Genomic DNA, 18,937 nt, shown 5'->3' on the forward strand with positions numbered 1-18,937 from the left:
TTTATGGATGGTAGTAGAGAAACTGAACGTCAGAGACGGAGAACACCCGCTCACGCTGCAGTATCACGTGGGCACTGCCTCCCTGACTCTGCAGCCAGCGAGAATATAACCCCTCGAGTATGGCACAGAACGCGTTGCACCAGCGCACGCGCCCCGCTTCGTCGCGGCTGACCGGCAACGCCTGATGGCGCAGGCGCAGGCCGTCCTCACCGACATCGATGGTCACCACGCCCCAGTGAAAATGAGTCAGCAGCCGGTTGATATTGGCCTCCAGATCCCCCACCGTCTCCGACGCCGGCAGCGGATGGGTCTCCGCCAGCGAGGCGCCCATCTGACGCAGGAAGGGCTGGCTTTCCAGCTCGCCGGCATTATTTAGCATACCTTCGATCATAATAATCAACAGATCGAACCATCCGGCAGGCGTCTGCTGCTGCTGAAACCAGGTCATCACCACCGGGTTATTGTTCTCCGTCATCATCAATGATCTCCTAACATATAGCGAATATAGAGCCCGGCGGTGCTTTCGTTATAATCCCCGAAGGTGTCATAGCCAATCTGGCCCCCCAGGGTCATTTGTTTGTTGACCTTGTAATCCGCCCCGGCGCGCAGGGTATACCCTATGCCGCTCTTCGAGGTCGCGGAGTAGTAGGCTTCCTTGGCAAACCCATTGCTCACCGCCGTCTCCAGGGTCTGTTGCCACTCCGAATTGGTCGGAAAATAGGCGCTCTTATCCTGACTGTAAGACTGATAGCCCACCGAGCCGCCAAGCTTCATGGTCCAGTTATCATATTTCTCCGTCAGACTGACCGGCAGCGATACGCTGACGTAGTTTTGCGGACTAAAGTAGCCCCCCTGACCATAGGTGAAGTAGCTGAGGTTTTTGGAATAATCCATATAGCTCATGCTCAACCCGGCCTGCAGCTGGCGGTATTCGTCATGGTAGGGACGAAGATAGACCCCGGCATTGGCGTTGATACTGGTGTTGCTGGCGACGTTCTGCCCCAGATAGCTGTATCCGCCGCCGCCGACATAGAAGCCCGCGTCGCCGTCGTCATAGCTCAGCTGCAGGGTGCCGCCGTTTTTCGTCACCTGCCCCCAGGTTTTCCCGGAATAGGCGTCTTTCAGACCCACGTAGGAAAGCAGGCTGTCGGTTAGCGAGCGGCGTTCGCCGGTGAGGATCAGCGACAGATAGTTGGTCAGCTTGGGCGACCATTTCACCCCGCCGACTACGGTATTAAGATCCTGGCCCAACGGCGTGCTGCCGATATCGACCCGGTAATCGTCACCGCTTAACGCCAGCGCCAGTTCGACGCCGTTGGCCTTCTGCGAATCGGTCGAGCCGCTGGTCTGGTCAACGTTCGGCTTGCGGCTGGACGAAGAGAGATAGCTGGCCACCTGCCCCGCATCATAGCTCCCGAGCTTCGCCAGGTTTTCCATCCCGCTGTTGGTGGTCGGATTGAAATCTGCCGCGTTCAGGGTGCCGAGGCCGCTTAACGCCTCGGCCCCTGGATTGCTGGCGAAATAGGCCGTCCGCTCCGCCTCGGTCATCGAGGCGATCGCCGCCTGCTCGCTGGTGGCGGTACTCACCATGTTGGAGACCGCGTTAGCCAGCGGGTTGGCGCCGTAGCGACGCCAGGCGTCGCCGCTGGCGGTCCCGGCGTTCAACGACACCGGGGTGACGGTAAAGTCAAAGCGCGAGTCGCCAAACGGCGAGGATGACCAGGTCAGCGGCGTCCGGAGCTCCGTCAGCTTGCTGGTGCCCGATTCGCCGTCGCGTCCACGCACGTCCATTCCCCCCTGCAGCCAGCTGCCGGTTTTCTCCTGCAGCGACTCCATCATGGTGTCCACCTGACGCAGCATCCGCGTCTGGGCGGTGTCCACCGGCAGATCGGTGCGCTGGATCCCCGGCAGCGTGGAACCGGGCGCGGCGGCCGACTGGGCAACCTGCCACGGCATGTACTGCCCGTAGGCGGAGGCCGTCCGCGTCGGCGCCGACGTTTGCGACACGCCGATAAAGGGGTTATCCGCCGCCAGCACCCCGCCGACGGTCGGCGTTTCGCTACTGTTGGTGCTTTGCATGCCCAGCAGTTTGCCGCGGGCGCTGCGCAGATAGGTCATCGCCTGCTGATGATGTCCCTGGGCCTCCGCCACTCTCGCCAGCAGCAGCAGGCGATCCGGGGAGTTATCCTGGCGCAAACCGCCGGCCAGCTGTTCAGCGCGATCGTTGTTCCCCGCCGACAGCGCCACGTCGATGGCCCCGGCGCGCGCATCCTGGTTCGGCGTATCGCGCGTCATCAGGTAGTCATAGACCACCCCGGCCTCTTTGTTCATTTTGCCGCTCTGGTACAGCCGCGCCATGGCGAACATCAGATCGGTATTTTGCGGATCGCTTTGCATAGCGCGGATCAGCTTGTCATACGCCGCAGCGTAATTGCCCTGCTCGCGCAGGCGGTCGGCTTCGTTGATCACATAGCCATTGCGAATGCTCGCCAGCTGCGTCGGCGTACTGCTGGCCTGCAGCTGCGGATTGCTGATCAGGTTCTGCGCCTCGCCGGTCAGCCCGGCCTGATTCAGGACGGCGATCTGATCGGCGTAATCCCCGGCATTGCCGGATACGCCGCTGCTGATATTGTTGCGCACCAGCGAGACCGCGGTGGTCAGGTCGCCGCTCTCGGCCAGCAGACGCGCCAGCTTGCCGGCGTCCGCCGGGGCTTTTGGCGGCGTGGAGGCCATCGCCCGCAGGGTATTGCTGGCGGCAATGGTATTGCCCTGCGCCAGGTAGTTTTCGGCCGTCACCAACTGCAGGTTGTAGTTCACCCGCTGGCGCAAATCGCGCATATCGCTGGTCTGGCTGCCGCCGGGAATGCGCGCCAGCAGCGTCTGCGCCTGCTGCCAGGCGCCGTTTTCGCTGGCAAACAGGGCGGCGGCATACAGCGCACTGTTGCTGGCGCCGGGGCGATAGGCCGCCGACATCAGCGAAGAGGCCTCGCTGCCGTTACCCGATTTTTGCAGCAGCCGGGCCAGGTCGAGGCGCAGCCAGGGATCGTCCGGATAGCGGGCGACGCCTTCGCGCAGGGTGGCAATGGCGCCGGCTGGGTTACCGCTGCTGACCTGCGCCTGGGCCTGACGGCGCAGGGCATCGCCCGGCATACCGGCCACCACCCGCGGCTGCAGTTTTTGCCGCAGGCTCTGCGGGAGAGTCTGCAGCATCGCCTGCGCCTCGGCGGATTTATTCTGCTCGCGCAGCACGTAATAGAGGTTTTCCCGCGCCGCCGCGTTCTGCGGATCGTCATTTAACAGTGAGCGCAGCGTTTGCTCCGCCTGGGGCAAATCTTTGTTGTGCCGCAGCACATCGGCGCGGAACAGCTTCGCCGAGGCGCCCTGCGCCCCGCTCTGCTGCGCCAACGGCGCGGAGAGCGCCAGCGCCTGGCTGATATTGCCCTGCTTATAGGCCTGCTGGGCCTGCGCCAGCTGGCCGTAGAACAGCGCATCGGCCGCCTGCTGACGACGGGTCGCCGAGGCGTCGCCGCCGAGGTCCGCGGCCCGGCTCAGATACTGCGACGCGGCCTGGTAGTCGCCGCTGCGCTGGGCGATATAGCCCATGCCCGCCAGCGCATCGGCATCCTGGGGGTTGGTCTGCAATACCTCTTCAAACTGCTGCTTCGCGGCGGCGGTATTGCCGCTGTTGAGGTTGGCGTAGCCCTGGCCGCGCGCCTGACCGCTGCGCCGTTCGCGAAAGTAATTCTGAACTTCGCTGTCCTGGGGATGCCGCTGCATCCAGGTGTCGTAATACTGCTCATCCCCGGCCTGCGGGCCCAGCCAGAGCAGCGCCTGGCGCAAGCCGCTGTCCGCCTCTTTATTGCCGCTGGCCATCGGCTCGAGCGGGGCGATCCCTTCCCGGCGAGTCTCTTCCCGCCAGGTTAACGCTTTGCCCAACGCCACCCGCGGGGCGTTCTCCTGCGGATGCTGCGCCACGTACTGGCGCAGCTCGCTGATAGCCTGCGGATAGAGCGATTTGTCGCTGGCCATGGTCAGGTAATATTCCGCCGCCAGCCCGGCAGGCGGCGTATTGCCATTGAACATACTGCGCCAGGTCGCCAGCGCCCCGGGGATATTGCCTCCGCGCGCCTGCTGGCGGGCCAGGCTGAGCTGGCCCTGCGGCACCTGCGACATCTTTTTGGCGTTGTCCAGATCCTGTAGTCCCGGGCTGTCAGGGGCCGCTTTCGCCAGCCGCGCGCGCCACTGCGCCGCCGCCTGCATATCGCCGCCCTGCTGCGACCAGAGCGCCATCAGATACAGCGCCTGGGTGTTGTTGGCATCCACCGAGAGCACCTTCTGCAGGGACTCCAACGCCAGCTCGTCATGAGATTTCTCATGCCAGTAGTTGGCCTGAGCGAACAGCGCCTGTAGCGCCGCGTCGTTCCCCGACGCCAGCGCGCCGCCCGAGGCAGCGAGAGTCAACGCGCCGGTGAGGCAGAACGTGGTAAGCCGACGGGAGGTCTTCATCGTTATTATTATCTTTCTTTTCATTGGTTATCCCCCGAACCCAGACGCTTACGGGCGTGACGTTTAAACATCGCGGTCAGCGCCAGTCCCATTATCGAGGTGGCAATCAGCCCCAGCACCGCCAGGAAACCTGAGTGCTGGCTGGCATACCAGACCGCCATCATGTACCACGGCATCTGACCGCTGGGGAACGGCGTACTCACCTGGAAGCTGCGCACCCCGTTATCGCTGGTGATCACCGCGGTATCGCCGCGGATCCCGGCGTTAATGCGCGGCGATTCCAGATCGGTCTTCAGTCGCGCCAGCTGGTCATCATTGCTGGCCAGCGCCACCACCACCAGGCGGGTGGAATTCCACGGCGAGCGATAGCTGATGAACCCGCGCCAGGCGCTGCTCGACGAAAAGTAGCGATCGGCGTCGAGGCTGGCGGAAGTCCAGTCGCCGGTGAGCCGGCGCTGGACTTTTTGCCACAGGTCTGGCTCGCGGACGCTCAGCACATTATCTACCGGGCGATAGGGTGAGTCGGCCAGCAGGCTCTGGTTAAAGGCCTGCTGATCGAGAGCGGTGACCGCCAGCACGTCACGTTCACGCAGCGACTGCAAATCCCCCCCGCCGGTGGGCATCCCGAGCACCACGCGGTTATTCGCCAGCGCGGTGCCGGTCGCGTTCCCGGAGCGTGCCGCCAGATTCAGCAGGGTCGCCACCTGGGTTTCAGACGGGTCCGCCGGCAGCAGGAGGGTCGTCTGCGAATAGTCCGCCAGCCGCGAGAAGGGGAACGAGGCGCCGACAAAGTAGGAGAGATTGGGCAACAGCGAGAAGTGACGCGTCTTGCTCAAATCGATCCAGGAGTCGTCAGTGATCCGGCTCTTGATATTGTTATTCAGCAGCACCGAACATGGAACATCGTCCTTTGGCACCACATTGAAGTACATCGACAGCTGGTTATCGCCGTAAATCAGGTAAGGCGCCAGCGGGATGGTAAAGCGCTCCTGGCGCGCATCGCCCCCGAGGTAGCGCCAGACTTTCTCCAGCGGCCCCTGCTTGTTCATCGGCAGGTTGTTGAGGAAGGTGCCGTTGAGCGTGACGCTCAGCAAGGACTTGTCCTCATTAATCCAGCTTTCCGACGGGAAGCGGTAGCCAACCTGTAGCGGAATGGTCTCCCCATCCCACAGATAGAGATCGGGCGCGGCGCGGAAGGCGATACGTAAAGGTTCGTGCCAGACGCCGCTGACGGTCGGGCTTTGGTCCTTACGCAGCAGCTCGCTGAGCTTGACCGGACGATCGGTGGTGATCCAGCGCGGGGCATCATATGCTTTGCCAACCGGGATGGTCTGCGGTTCGACATCCAGCGTCGCGGTTTGCGGCGCAAAGTTGCCGCGGGTTAACCGCCAGGCGGCCATGCGCAGCGCCGTATCGTTTTTGCCGACAATCAGCAGCAGTTTATAGGCCGGATTGGCGGGGTTGGCGATGATGCGCAGCAGCGGCTTATCGGTTTCCGGCAGCATCATGCCGCCCACCTGCTCCCCCGGATGGCCAATCACGATGCCGTGGCGTTCCGGCAGACGGTCGCGCAGAGCGCTGAAGGCGATGCCGCGATAGTCCGCCTGGATACCCAGCCAGGAGGAGATCAGCGCCGCGGCGCTGAAGACGTCCGCCGACGGCTTGGCCCCATAGGCGACCGCAATGTCCGCCGGGGTCATCTGCATGCTGTCAAAGAAGGGCCGCGGGAAGTGGCTCAGGTCGTCGCTGATGTTCAGCTGCTGGCTTTCCCAGCTGAAATGCGACGTGGGCAGCACCGTCACCCGCGACGTATCATGAATGTCACGCTGGCACTGCAGGGTATCGCCATCGTTGATCTTCACGCTCAGGTTATTGCTGGAGACCATCAGCGCGGGCGGAATATCCAGCTGATAATGGGAGACATCCTCGCCATCGGCGCCCAGCGGCAGCGTGCCGAGCGGTTGACCGTTGAGCATCAGCTGCAGGGTGGCGTTGCGGCTCGCCATCTCCGGCGATACGCGAACGGCAAGGCTGAGCTGCGAATGGATCACCACCTGATCGGCAGGCAGGGTAAAGCTGACCCCACCCTGTCGCTGGCCGCCGCTGAGGATAATCCCGTCCGGCATCCCCATCTGCGCCAGATTCAGATCGCCTCCCCAGACCGGAGCGACAGGAATGACCTCCGGCGCGGCCGTGCCGCTCACCGGCGGGGGTAAGTCCGGCATAACCGGCACAGGGGCCGTCGCCGCCGCATCGCCGGCGGTGGCGGGGGCGGGGGCTGCCGGAGAGGCGCCCTCCTCCGGCGAGGCAGCCGGAGGTTCGTCGCCTGGCTCGCTGTCCGCCGCGTCGTTGAGCTGCGGGAAGCTCAGCGGGGCAGCGGCGCCGGAGCCCGGTTCTTCACTGTGTAGCGCAGGCGCAGAAAGCATCCCTGCCAGCAGCGCCAGCGTGGTTAATCGCTTCATAACGTCCCATCCTCCTGCGCCGTTTTCGCCACTGTTGCCCGATTGCGCTGGCTGCGACGGGTTTTCCACGTCAGCCAGAACAGTTCGAACACGCAGCGTAAAATGGTGAAGAAGGAGCGGAACGGGTTATCCTGCGGGCGCGGCGGATTAATCCACGCATCCGCGCGGGCCAGCACCACGCGCACCAGTTCACGGCGGCGCGAAAGCGGAATATCTTCATCAAACTTGAGGCGCAGGAAGCGCTCGTCAGAGGTGACCAGCTGGGCCGGAATCGAGATAGCCCCGGACTGCAGGATCAGCTCAATCTCTTCGATGTCATCCTCCAGATGGCGATTATCAGGCGCGACCACGCGGCAGCCGCCCATCGACAGATCCGCGGTATGGCTGCGCGAGACGATGCCGCTGGCGTAATGGATCACCACCGGAATGTCGACATCGATACGAATGGTTTTTCGCACCTGCCGCGTTTCGCGCGCCACGGCAATCGCCGCCAGCAGGAAGATCAGACTGTAGATCCCCCACCCGACGTTGAGGGCGATAACGTTGGGATCCGAGCCAAAATAGTCATGGCCAATCGCCCGGACGATGCCGACGATCACCCCCAGGGCCAGCAGGCAGGCCACCACCAGGTGCGGGCGCACCACGGTGAAATCGAAGTAGCCGACGTCAAGCAGCCCCCCCTTATCGGTAACGTTAAACTTGCCGCGTTTGGGGAAAATCATCGTCACCAGAGTCGGCAGCACCAGGTGGAAGGCCAGCACAATATCGTAGATCTCCCCCCAGAAGCTGTAGCGATAGCGGCCGTTCATTCGCGAACCAACGTAAATAGCGAGGAACAGGTGCGGCAGGGCATAGGAGACGATCAGGCTCGCCGACGAGTAAATAATATTGAGGTTAAACAGCAGGTAAGCCAGCGGGGCGGTGACAAACACCACCCTGGGCAGCGCGAACTGGTAGTAGAGCATGGCGCTGAGATAGCACAAGCGCTGCTGAAAAGTCAGCCCGCGGCCAAACAGCGGATTATCGACGCGGAAAATCTGCGTCATCCCGCGCGCCCAGCGGGTACGCTGGATGACGTGCACCACCAGGCGTTCAGTAGCGAGGCCTGCGGCCAGTGGGATATCGAGAAAGGCCGACTTCCACCCCAGACGCTGAAACTTCAGCGCCGTATGAGCATCTTCGGTCACCGTTTCGACGGCGAAACCGCCGATCTGCGCCAGCGCCTCGCGACGGATCACCGCGCAGGAGCCGCAGAAAAAGGTGGCGTTCCAGTTGTCGTTCCCCTGCTGAATCGGGCCATAGAACAACATCCCTTCGTTGGGAATGTTGCGTCCGACGGAGAGGTTACGTTCAAACGGGTCCGGGGAATAGAAGTAGTGCGGCGTCTGCACCAGAGCCAGCATCGGGTCTTTCAGGAAGCCGCCGACGGTGGCCTGCAGGAAGACGCGCGTGGCGACGTGGTCGCAGTCGAAAACGCAGATAAGCTCCCCCTGAGTCAGGGTCAGCGCATGGTTAAGGTTCCCCGCTTTGGCGTGCTTGTTGTCATTGCGGGTGATATAGCCCACCCCAACGTCGGCGGCGAAGACGGCAAACTCGCTGCGCTTACCGTCATCCAGAAGATAGATTTTCATTTTATCTTTTGGATAATCAATGCATTGTGCCGCCAGGACGGTATCGCGCACCACCTCCAGCGGTTCGTTATAGCTCGGAATATAGATATCGACCGTCGGCCACTTACTCATATCATCCGGCAGCGGAACAATGCCGCGCTTCAGCGGCCAGACCGTCTGCAGATAGTTAAGCAGTAGCATCACCCAGATATAGACTTCCGCCAGAAAGAGTCCCATGCCGAGAATAGCTTCAATGGACGAGTTGAAGTGCAGGGTCTGCGTGAGGCGAAAATACATGTAACGGGTGGACATCAGCAGCGACGTGACGACCATAATGACCGATACGCTGCGGCGCTTGCTGAAGCCCATCAGAAAGAGAATACCGATACTTAACAGACCAAAAATATACTGCTTTTGGCTGTCCATCGGCGTGATCACCACCAGCACGGCGACCGGTGACAGCACCAGCGCCAGCAACCAAAAAAGAGACTTTTTCATTCAGCAGCCCTGCAAAAAGTTAACGCCCTGACATGCGTGGCTGGCTGTGCACCGTGCCATCGCCAATATGAATACCCAACAGCGAAGATATTTTTTTAGCCATGATTTCAATATCGAAGGCCGCTGCCGAGGAAGCGTTAAAGTCCAGGATCGACTTCTGCGAGGCATTGGCCTCCACCACGCTTTCATCACGATGGATCACGCCAAGCAGTCGCTCGCCCAGTTTCTCTTCCATCAGGCTGGTGACGTCCCGGCTGACCTGGCGACGGTTATCGCTTTGGTTAATGACGAAATAGTGCCCGTGCTTATGATTCACCGCCGCGCCGGTCAGGCGCTGCTTTTCTACGTGCGCCAGGGTCGACATCGAGGCGGTATCCGCCAGCAGCGGGATAAGATGCAGATCCGCCAGCCCCGTCAGCGCCTTTAGCGCGGGCGAAGGTCCAGGGGGCATATCGGCGATGGTGATAAGCCCGGGATAATTAAGCAGCGCGGACAGACCGCGCTGGAGGAAATGGTCATTATGGGTCAGTTGCTCATCAAACGCCTGACGCTGCGCCTCGCTCACTTCGCCATATGGCAGGACGAAAATATTACTGCCGGCGCTCAACACGCACTGGCTCCAGTCGTGCAGCTCCAGCGCCTTCGCCACATAGCCCCGCTCATCGTTCAGCGGTACGCCAAAATGCAAACGCAGCGCGTTCTGGACATCAAAATCCAGCGCCAGAACTTTGCTGCCCGTCCGCGCCAGCGAATAGGCTAAATTGGCCGCCAGGGTCGTTTTCCCTACGCCGCCTTTCGGTGAACAGACGCAAATCAACGGCATGTCGCGATCCTTTCCAGAAGTGATTTCAAAGGCTGGTCTTTATTTTTCGCCACCGGCTCCGCGCTTTTCGCGGCGAACAGGTGGGCATAGTTCTCGGCGGCGGGCGCGGGTCGGGGGGCCATTCTCGGCGGCGGCGCCATGGCCGGTTCCGACGCCGGAATTGAAGGCGCAGGGGTCGGCGCAGGCTCCTGCCTGACCGGCTCCGGTGCGGCTGCGGCGGTCTCCACGACCGGCTGGGAAGTAGCAGGCGCGGCCGAAGCGGCAGACACAACAGGATCAGAGGTTGGCGCCGCTGCTACGGCCGCCTCTACCTGGCGGAACAGATCCGCGGGCACCGACTGCGGCAACGGCGCGGAGACCGAGCCTCCCAGCGCCAGAGAAGAGGGTTTCTCGGCGCCGGGATTTAGCTGATTGAGGATCGCCCAGTCGCCGTGTTCCCGCGTGGCGGCTTGCGAAGAAAGATCCTGAAAGTTGAGGTTTTGCGTCCGCGTTTTTTCTTGAAAGCGCTGCAGATCATCATAATGGTTCATTGATAACCTCATGATTTTAAAAATTTCATATTAAGTTTGTTGTTATTTTCTGGGTATATTAAAAATATCGTGACGCTTCTGGGATGGCAGATAACGCGCCAATGGTGACGTACCAATACACACGATTGACAGGGTTATAATAGTTTAGAATTTGATTTTCGGGATGATTCCACGGCAGAAGTATCGCTACACTAACATTTCCCTTGCAGAAGGGTAGCCCCATTTTTTAGGTATGCGTACATCCTTAACTTCCCGCAATCACCACGCTTCCCAGTCGTTTTTATATAAAAGTATTAGGTCATGATGAAATCATAGCGTCAGATCAGCGAAAGAATAAACCTGAACCATTTTAATTTCTCTTTAATTCTATAAAAATGGACTGAAAGGCTTATTTTTTCGGATAATCTACGAAGAATGCTCTGAGAGCGTGACATAAACTGCGGCAATATGCGTAAGCGCCAGGTTTTATCCACGGCGGGAGAGAAGCTCCCGGCCATGGGACCGGGAGCGCGCCATCAGGCGTGGGACTTTTGCGGATTCTCATCCTGGTCGACGGCAAAGCAGGCCACCAGCTGGCCGCCGTAATCCTTCAGCTGCGGCTGGAGCTGAGTGCAGGGGCCAAAGCGACGGCGACAGCGCGCGTTAAAGGCGCAGCCCGGTGGCGGATTTAGCGGGCTCGGCAGTTCGCCGGTCAGCTTGATCCGCTCGCGCCGGTCGTCTGGGTTCAGACGCGGCGTCGCCGACAGCAGCGCCTGGGTGTACGGATGACGCGGATTGTTGAAGATCTGGTCTTTGGTGCCCTTCTCCACGCAGCGGCCGAGATACATCACCATCACTTCATCGGCGATGTGCTCGACGACCGACAGGTCGTGGGAGATAAACACGTAGGACAGCCCTAAATCCTGCTGCAAATCCATCATCAGGTTCAGCACCTGGGCGCGTACCGAAACGTCCAGCGCGGAGACCGGCTCATCGGCAATCACCACATCTGGATCCAGCATCAGCCCGCGAGCAATAGCGATACGCTGACGCTGACCGCCGGAGAACATATGCGGGTAGCGATCGTAATGCTCGGTTTTCAGGCCCACTTTCGCCATCATCGCCAGCGCTTTTTCACGCCGCTGCTCTTTGCTCAGGCTGCTGTTAATCAGCAGCGGCTCCTCCAGAATCTGCCCCACTTTTTTACGCGGGTTCAGCGAACCATACGGGTTCTGGAACACAATCTGGATTTTTTGCCGCCGCAGCTTCTGCGCCTGCGGGTCGTGCTTAAGCAGATCCTGCCCCTGATAATAGAGCTCGCCGCCGGTGGGGATCTCAATCATCGTCAGCAGACGACCGAGGGTCGATTTGCCGCAGCCCGACTCCCCCACTACCGCCAGCGTTTTACCGCGCTCAAGGGTAAAGGAGACGCCGTCCAGCGCCTTCACCAGCCGTTCCGGGGCGAATAACCCCTTCTTCACCGGATAGTGTTTTTTCAGATCAATGGCCTGCAACAGCGGTTGTGGCGTGGCGGCCTTTTGCGTACTCATAATCCAGGCCTCCCGGCATCATCGAGTGGGTAGTGACATTTAGACTGGCGGCCGCCGGTCAGATCCGCGAGCGCCGGCTCTTCGCTACGGCATTTATCCGTAGCATAGGGGCAGCGCGGATTAAGCAGGCAGCCGTTGGGACGGTCATATTTCCCCGGCACCACGCCCGGCAGCGAGGCCAGACGCGCTTTATCCTGGGCGAATTCCGGCAGCGCGCGCAGCAGCGCCTGGGTATAAGGATGGCGCGGCGCGCGGAAGATATCTTTCGCGTCACCGGTCTCCACCACCTGACCCGCGTACATAACGATAATTTTATGCGCGGCTTCCGCCACCAGCGCCAGGTCGTGGGTGATCAGCACCAGCGCCATATTCTCCTGCTGCTGCAGATCCAGCAGTAGCTCAATGATTTGCGCCTGAATGGTCACGTCCAGCGCGGTGGTCGGTTCATCGGCAATCAGTAGTTTTGGCCGACAGGCAATCGCCATCGCGATCATCACGCGCTGGCTCATGCCGCCGGAAAGCTGATGCGGATAGACGTCCAGCCGCGAGGCCGGATCGGGAATGCCCACCAGGTTCAGCAGGTCGATGGCCCGCTGGCGGCGGGTTTGCTTATTACCACCCTGATGGACCTTAATCGCTTCCATAATCTGGTAGCCGACGGTGAAGCACGGGTTGAGGCTGGTCATTGGATCCTGGAAGATCATCGCCACTTCCGCCCCCACCAGCTGGCGCCGCTCTTTTTCAGAGATGCGCTGCAGATCGCGGCCGTTAAATTCCAGTTTGTCCGCCATCACCCGGCCGGGATAGTCAATCAGCCCCATAATCGCCAGCGAGCTGACGGATTTACCGGAGCCGGACTCCCCGACGATACCGACCACTTCACCCTGCTTCACGCTATAGCTGATGCGGTCTACGGCGCGGAACGGCGCGTTTTCATCGCCGAAATGCACCGATAATTTATCTACATTCAATAACGCCATCTCGAACCTCTTACTGCTTCAGTTTGGGATCGAGCGCGTCACGCAGACCGTCACCCATCAGGTTAAATGCCAGCACCGTCAGCAGGATCGCCACGCCCGGGAAGGTGACTACCCACCAGGCGCTCTGCGCGAACTGCAACACGTCGGAAAGCATGGTGCCCCACTCCGGCGTTGGCGGCTGCGCGCCCATGCCGAGGAACCCCAGCGCTGCCATGTCGAGAATGGCGTTGGAAAAGCCCAGCGACGCCTGAACGATCAGCGGCGCGAGACAGTTAGGGAGAATATTAACGAACATCTGGCGCATCGCGCCGGCGCCCGCTACGCGGGAGGCGGTCACGTAGTCACGGTTGACCTCCACCAGCACCGCGGCGCGCGTGAGACGCACATAGTGCGGGAGCGCCACGAAGGTTAGCGCCAGCGAGGCGTTGACGATGGAGGGCCCGAAGATTGCCACCAGCACCAGCGCCAGCAGCAGACTCGGCAGCGCCAGCATAATATCGACGACGCGCATGATGATTGAGTCCACCACTCCGCCGAAATAGCCCGCCACCAGGCCGAGCACCACGCCGAGGATCAGCGACAGAACCACCACCAGGCAGCCCACCAGCAGCGACAGGCGGGCGCCGTACATCAGGCGCGACAGAATATCGCGGCCCACGTCGTCGGTGCCGAGCAGATGCGCCATGCTGCCGCCGTCCTGCCAGAACGGCGGCGCCAGCAGCGAATCACGGAACTGATCCGCCGGGTTATAGGGGGCGAGGAAGTTGGCGAATACCGCGATGACGATCATCACCACCACGTATACCAGCCCGACGACCGCCCCTTTGTTGCGTTTGAAATAGTGCCAGAACTCCTGCAGCGGAGTCATGGGTACCGGCGCAGCGATAACTTTATTTTCAGTAACTTGTGACATGATGGCCCCTTACTTCTTATGCCGGATACGCGGGTTCACCACGCCGTACAGCAGGTCGACCAGCAGGTTGACGAGGATAATCATCGTCGCCACCAGCAGCACCCCGCCCTGCACCACCGGATAATCGCGACGCTGCAGCGCGTCGATCAGCCAGCGACCTAAACCAGGCCATGAGAAAATGGTTTCCGTCAGGATGGCGCCCGCCAGCAGGGTGCCCACCTGCAGACCAATCACCGTGACCACCGGCAGCATCGCGTTACGCAGCGCGTGGATCACGATCACCCGCATCCGGGTCAGGCCTTTGGCGCGCGCGGTACGGATATAGTCTTCGCCAAGCACTTCCAGCATCGACGAACGGGTCATACGCACGATCACCGCCAGCGGGATGGTGCCCAGCACGATAGCGGGCAGGATCATATGCATTAAGGCGTCAATAAAGTCGCCCTGCTCGCCCCAGATGGCGGTGTCGATCAGCATAAAGCCGGTCAGCGGCAGGGTATCGTCAAGGAACACCGTATCGCTGATGCGCCCGGAGACCGGCGTCAGGTTCAGCTGTACCGAAACCAGCATAATCAGCATCATGCCCCACCAGAAGATAGGCATTGAGTAGCCGGTCAGCGCCAGGCCCACCGCGGTGTGGTCAAAGATGGAGCCGCGTTTTACCGCAGCCAGCACGCCCACCGGAATGCCGACGGCGACGGCGAAGATCATCGCGCAGACGCCCAGCTCAAGGGTGGCTTTAAAGCGTGGGACAAACTCCTGCCACACGGGAATGCGGCTTTTCAGCGAGATGCCTAAATCGCCGTGCAGCACGCCCCAGATATAGTGGGCATATTGCTGCCACAGCGGCTTATCAAGGCCCATTTCGGCCAGCAGCTGCGCGTGACGTTCGGGGGAAATACCACGTTCGCCCGCCATAATCATCACCGGATCGCCGGGGATCATATGGACGAAGGCAAAGGTGAGAAGGGTGATACCGATAAATGTCGGGATGACTAGTCCCAGACGTCGGAGAATAAACTGCAACATAACCCGGATTCTCTCTAGTGACGCCCCGCCTGGCGACAGGGCGTCTGTATTGCTCACAAAAGCATTCCCCGGAATAGCGGGAATACGCCCCCCGCCTCTCCCACGCGGGGAGAGGGGGTCAGGCATCGTGCTTATTATTCGACAGAGACGTTATCGAAGTGGTGTTTGCCCAGCGGGTCCACCACATAGCCTTTGACTTCTTTACGCACCGGCTCATAGACGGTGGAGTGAGCAATGATCAGCGCCGGAGCCTGGTCATGCATCACTACCTGAGCCTGTTTGTACAGTTCAATACGCTTGTTGTGGTCGTCGGTAGCGCGGGCCGGCTGAATAAGATCTTCAAACGGCTTATAGCACCAGCGCGAGTAGTTGGAGCCGTCTTTCGCCGCGGCGCAGCTGAACAGGGTCGCGAAGAAGTTATCCGGATCCCCGTTGTCGCCGGTCCAGCCCATCATCACGCTCTGGTGCTCGCCCGCTTTCGCCCGCTTCAGATACTCGCCCCACTCGTAGGTGACGATCTTGGCCTGGACGCCAATCTTGGCCCAGTCAGCCTGAATCATCTCCGCCATGCGGCGGGCGTTCGGGTTGTACGGACGCTGTACCGGCATCGCCCACAGATCGATGGTGAAGCCTTTTTCCAGGCCCGCTTCTTTCAGCAGCTGCTTCGCCTTCTCCGGATCGTAGGTGTAGTCCTTAACGTCGTCGTTATAGCCCCACATGGTCGGCGGGATCAGGTTCTTCGCCGCCTGGCCTGCGCCCTGGTAAACCGCTTTGATGATCGCTTCTTTGTTGACCGCGTAGGTCAGCGCCTGACGTACTTTGACGTCGTCCAGCGGTTTCTTCTCGGTGTTAAAGGAGAGATAACCAACGTTCAGACCCGGCTGTTCCAGCAGGGTAATGTTCTTATCTTCCTTCATGCGCGCGATGTCCGCCGGGTTCGGGTACGGCATCACCTGGCACTCGTTTTTCTGCAGCTTGGCATAGCGCACGGAAGCGTCCGGGGTGATGGAGAAGACCAGACGATCGATCTTCGGCTTGGTACCCCAGTAGCCCGGGAAGGCTTTATACAGAATGCGGGAATCTTTCTGGTATTGCAGCAGCTGGAATGGGCCGGTACCGATAGGATTGAGATCCACTTTTTCCGGCGTGCCGGCTTTCAGCATGTTGTCAGCATACTCTTTCGAAAGAATGGAGGCGAAGTCCATGGCCAGATCAGCGAGGAACGGCGCTTCCGGACGGGTCAGGACGAACTGGACGGTATTATCGTCCACTTTCTTCACTTCGCTAATCAGGTCCGGTAAGCCCATCCCTTCAAAGTATTCATAGCTGCCGCCAGAAACTTTATGGTACGGGTTATTAGTATTCTTCTGGCGATCGAAGGAGAACACCACGTCATCGGCGTTCAGGTCACGGGTTGGTTTAAAGTCTTTATTATCCTGCCACTTCACACCCTGACGGAGGTGGAAAGTATAGGTTTTGCCATCCGCACTGACTTCCCATTTCTCAGCAAGTCCTGGAATAACTTCCGTCGTACCGGTTTTAAATTCGACCAGGCGGTTATAGATCGGTACGGAGCTGGCATCATAGGTGGTGCCAGAGGTGAAGAGCTGTGGGTTAAATCCTTCCGGCGAGCCTTCAGAACAATAAACCAGGGTTTTCGCTTGCACGCTGGCGGCGACGGTCATGGCGACCAGGCTCAGACCAAGCTTCAGCATCCCTGATTTCTTCAAGGAAATACTCATTATTCTGCTCCAAAATTGTGATGTTGTTTGCATATATCCGCCGGACCTTTATTTATTTTTTACCCGGTCCGGTCGGTGGTGCCCGAAGGCGTAGAGAGAGATGGGGATTCCTTTCGCAAAAACGACTGAGTTGCAGTACGGATTCTCCATGAAATGCCCCTCATGCCCTACAATCTGTCAACAGAATGGGGAAACGTCAATACAGCCAGCCGGGTTTTACATCCAGCGTGAGAAACGGCAGGCAAAGATTAAAAAAACTTCAGGACGCTATTTTCAGCAGAGAAATTTATGCTACTGGCAATTCAGCAGAATAAAGACCTTATTAATTTGCAACACCCAGTGGGAAACAATGCCAGCAAATGAGAAAAATTTCTTGCTGTGTGACCAATATGTGAGCGATTAATAGCGTGAACGTTAAAACGCACAGCGGAAAATGCTGCATTCAGCCATAAGCTTCGCGAAAAAAGATCTGTTCATCGATAAAAAAATGCAATGGAAGATGTCACAAAATAGCGAATAGCCGGCTGAAAACGTGAGTAAAGACGTTTATTGTGATTTTGGTGGTATTTTTGGCCAGTCGTGCACTGATGATGCCCGGCGGCGCTGCGCTTGCGCGGGCCTACGGAACGCGAGTCGAACCTCCTGCCCCCGGAGGTTCTCTTCCTCGCAGGCCCCAGATGCAAAAAAGCCTGCTCATTGAGCAGGCTTTTCGAATTTGGTCGGTGATAGAGGATTCGAACCTCCGACCCCTTCGTCCCGAACGAAGTGCGCTACCAGGCTGCGCCAATCACCGAATGCGGGGCGCATCTTACTGCTGGGATGCCTACCCGTCAATGCCTTATTTTCAAAAAATCGCTCAACCGGCGAGAAACTCAGCAGCCTGAGCAGCGAATCGCCGGTTGCTCAACGTTTTTAGCGGCAGTTCACCTCAAACGTTTTGCGATACTCGGATACCTTACATGTCACCGGCTCGCCGAGATAGGTTGCGCCCGCCGGGGTGAATGTAAACTCTCCCAGTAGCATCGTCAGCTCCCCCAGCTCCGGGCAGGATTGCTGATGACGCATAATATCCGGGCGGGTATCGTTATTCACCGCCCGGGCGATGTCGCTGTATGCCAGCTTGTCGGCAAAGGCATTAGCACAAAACTGCAGTTCGCTTTGCGCCATATGCGCGGCCTGCCCCTTCAGCTCGGCATGCTGTGCCAGCAGCAGCTGGCGAACCTCGCCGGCCCGGCTGTAGCCAATCGCCGTATAGCCGGCCTTATTGCTGAGGTTGACGCTGGCGCCAGCCGCAAGCAGCGCCTCGACATTGGCTTTATTATTCATTTTGACCGCCAGCATCAGCGGGCTGAGATCGTTGGCGGAAAGCTGGTCCACCTTTGCGCCGCGCTGCGCCAGCGCCGCGATCACCGCAGGCGCCCCCTGACCCGCCGCCACCTGCAGCGCCGTGAGTCCTTCACGGTTCGGCTGATCCACTTCCACCCCGGAGGCCGACAGCGCCAGCACCAGATCGGGCTCATCCCCCGCCGCCGCCAGCATCAGCGGTGTGGTGCCGGATTTATCCGCCAGGCTGGTGTCCGCCCCGGCGTTGGCCAACGTCGTGATGGTTTCCGCCGATCGCGCGTGATCGACAGCGAGGAAAAAGGCCGATTCCCCGGACGCGTTGACGGCCTTCACGTCCGCGCCGTGCTTGAGGAGCAGCGCCACTATCTCGTCGACGTTCTTCTTAAACGCGCCGGGCGCCAGTTGTAACGCCATGTCTTCGGTCATCAGCGCGCGATTGCCCGTCGCCAGCGATTTCACCGCCGTTGCGCCAACTATCTTGTCCAGCGTACTCTCCTCTTCGACAGGCGCATCGGGCTTTTTCATCGCCAGAATATGCTGATAGTCGTTTCTGACGTCCCCGCCGTCGGAGATGGCGGACATCAATGCCGTACTCTTGTCGATGGAGGTCTGATTCACCGACGCTCCCGCCTGGAGAAGATCGCCGATAATCGCGGTATCGCTGCCACGCGCCGCCGCCAGCATCAGCGCCGTGACGCCCTGGCGCGTCTGGAGGTTCGGCTTCGCCCGACGCTTAAGCAGCAATTCAACCACATCGCGTCGATTTTCCGCAGCAGCGACCATCAGGCCGCTTAAGCCGGTTTTATCCTGACCATCCACATCAATGCCGTTATCCAGCATGGCTGCGATCGTCGCTGGCGCATCGTATTTACAGGCCAGCAGGAACTGGCTGGTCTCTTCCTCAGACTGGCAGCCCGCGAGCATCATCAGGCACAGTAGGACCAACCCCTTTATCACCTTCATCCTTTCTC

Annotated in this window: 12 protein-coding genes, 1 tRNA gene and 1 pseudogene; all 14 read right to left on the reverse strand. The window is 59.8% G+C overall.

Translation table 11 applies throughout. The features are described from left to right. Position 1: 1 nt before the first annotated feature. The 14 genes and pseudogenes from bcsD to BHE81_RS17915 all read right to left on the reverse strand — a co-directional run bounded on the left by bcsD (position 2) and on the right by BHE81_RS17915 (position 18,929). Positions 2–478, reverse strand: a complete 477-nt coding sequence (gene bcsD, locus BHE81_RS17845) for a cellulose biosynthesis protein BcsD (protein ID WP_002921529.1) — start codon at positions 476–478, stop codon at positions 2–4. Beyond that, a complete protein-coding gene (locus tag BHE81_RS17850; RefSeq protein WP_110246568.1) occupies positions 478–4,530 on the reverse strand; it encodes a cellulose biosynthesis protein BcsC in 4,053 nt (1,350 codons plus the stop codon). The genes bcsD and BHE81_RS17850 overlap by 1 nt, the downstream gene beginning before the upstream one ends. Next, positions 4,527–6,968 carry a cellulose biosynthesis cyclic di-GMP-binding regulatory protein BcsB gene (bcsB, locus tag BHE81_RS17855; protein WP_023301444.1) on the reverse strand — a complete coding sequence of 814 codons (2,442 nt, stop codon included), beginning with the start codon at positions 6,966–6,968 and terminating at the stop codon, positions 4,527–4,529. Before bcsB ends, BHE81_RS17850 begins: the two co-directional genes overlap by 4 nt. Further along, on the reverse strand, positions 6,965–9,076 hold the full coding sequence (gene bcsA / locus BHE81_RS17860) for a UDP-forming cellulose synthase catalytic subunit (RefSeq protein WP_004186066.1): 2,112 nt from the start codon (positions 9,074–9,076) through the stop codon (positions 6,965–6,967). Before bcsA ends, bcsB begins: the two co-directional genes overlap by 4 nt. A gap of 19 nt (positions 9,077–9,095) precedes the next feature. Further along, positions 9,096–9,888 (reverse strand): annotated as a pseudogene (locus BHE81_RS17865) (cellulose synthase operon protein YhjQ/BcsQ). 1 nt (position 9,889) lies between these two features. Next, entirely contained in the window at positions 9,890–10,429 is a 540-nt protein-coding gene (locus BHE81_RS17870) for a cellulose biosynthesis protein BcsO (RefSeq protein WP_004186070.1), read from the reverse strand. 317 nt (positions 10,430–10,746) lie between these two features. Further along, positions 10,747–10,926, reverse strand: a complete 180-nt coding sequence (locus BHE81_RS17875) for a hypothetical protein (protein WP_004145206.1) — start codon at positions 10,924–10,926, stop codon at positions 10,747–10,749. A gap of 18 nt (positions 10,927–10,944) precedes the next feature. Continuing rightward, positions 10,945–11,958: a dipeptide ABC transporter ATP-binding subunit DppF gene (gene dppF, locus BHE81_RS17880; RefSeq protein ID WP_002921784.1), complete on the reverse strand. Its 1,014-nt coding sequence runs from the start codon at positions 11,956–11,958 to the stop codon at positions 10,945–10,947. Beyond that, a complete protein-coding gene (gene dppD, locus BHE81_RS17885) occupies positions 11,955–12,938 on the reverse strand; it encodes a dipeptide ABC transporter ATP-binding protein (RefSeq protein WP_002921785.1) in 984 nt (327 codons plus the stop codon). The genes dppF and dppD overlap by 4 nt, the downstream gene beginning before the upstream one ends. A gap of 10 nt (positions 12,939–12,948) precedes the next feature. Next, positions 12,949–13,851 carry a dipeptide ABC transporter permease DppC gene (gene dppC / locus BHE81_RS17890; protein ID WP_004145207.1) on the reverse strand — a complete coding sequence of 301 codons (903 nt, stop codon included), beginning with the start codon at positions 13,849–13,851 and terminating at the stop codon, positions 12,949–12,951. Between the two features lie 9 nt (positions 13,852–13,860). Then, complete coding sequence (gene dppB / locus BHE81_RS17895) at positions 13,861–14,880, reverse strand: dipeptide ABC transporter permease DppB (protein ID WP_002921786.1); 1,020 nt, start codon at positions 14,878–14,880, stop codon at positions 13,861–13,863. 134 nt (positions 14,881–15,014) lie between these two features. Continuing rightward, positions 15,015–16,622 (reverse strand): dipeptide ABC transporter periplasmic-binding protein DppA, encoded by a 1,608-nt coding sequence (gene dppA / locus BHE81_RS17900; RefSeq protein ID WP_002921789.1) that lies wholly within the window; start codon positions 16,620–16,622, stop codon positions 15,015–15,017. Positions 16,623–17,338: 716 nt separating this feature from the next. Further along, positions 17,339–17,415, reverse strand: a tRNA-Pro gene (locus tag BHE81_RS17910). A gap of 119 nt (positions 17,416–17,534) precedes the next feature. Then, positions 17,535–18,929: an ankyrin repeat domain-containing protein gene (locus tag BHE81_RS17915; protein ID WP_023301442.1), complete on the reverse strand. Its 1,395-nt coding sequence runs from the start codon at positions 18,927–18,929 to the stop codon at positions 17,535–17,537. Between the last annotated feature and the right edge of the window lie 8 nt (positions 18,930–18,937).

This window comes from Klebsiella sp. AqSCr (assembly GCF_008452795.1).
Lineage (GTDB): Bacteria > Pseudomonadota > Gammaproteobacteria > Enterobacterales > Enterobacteriaceae > Klebsiella > Klebsiella pneumoniae.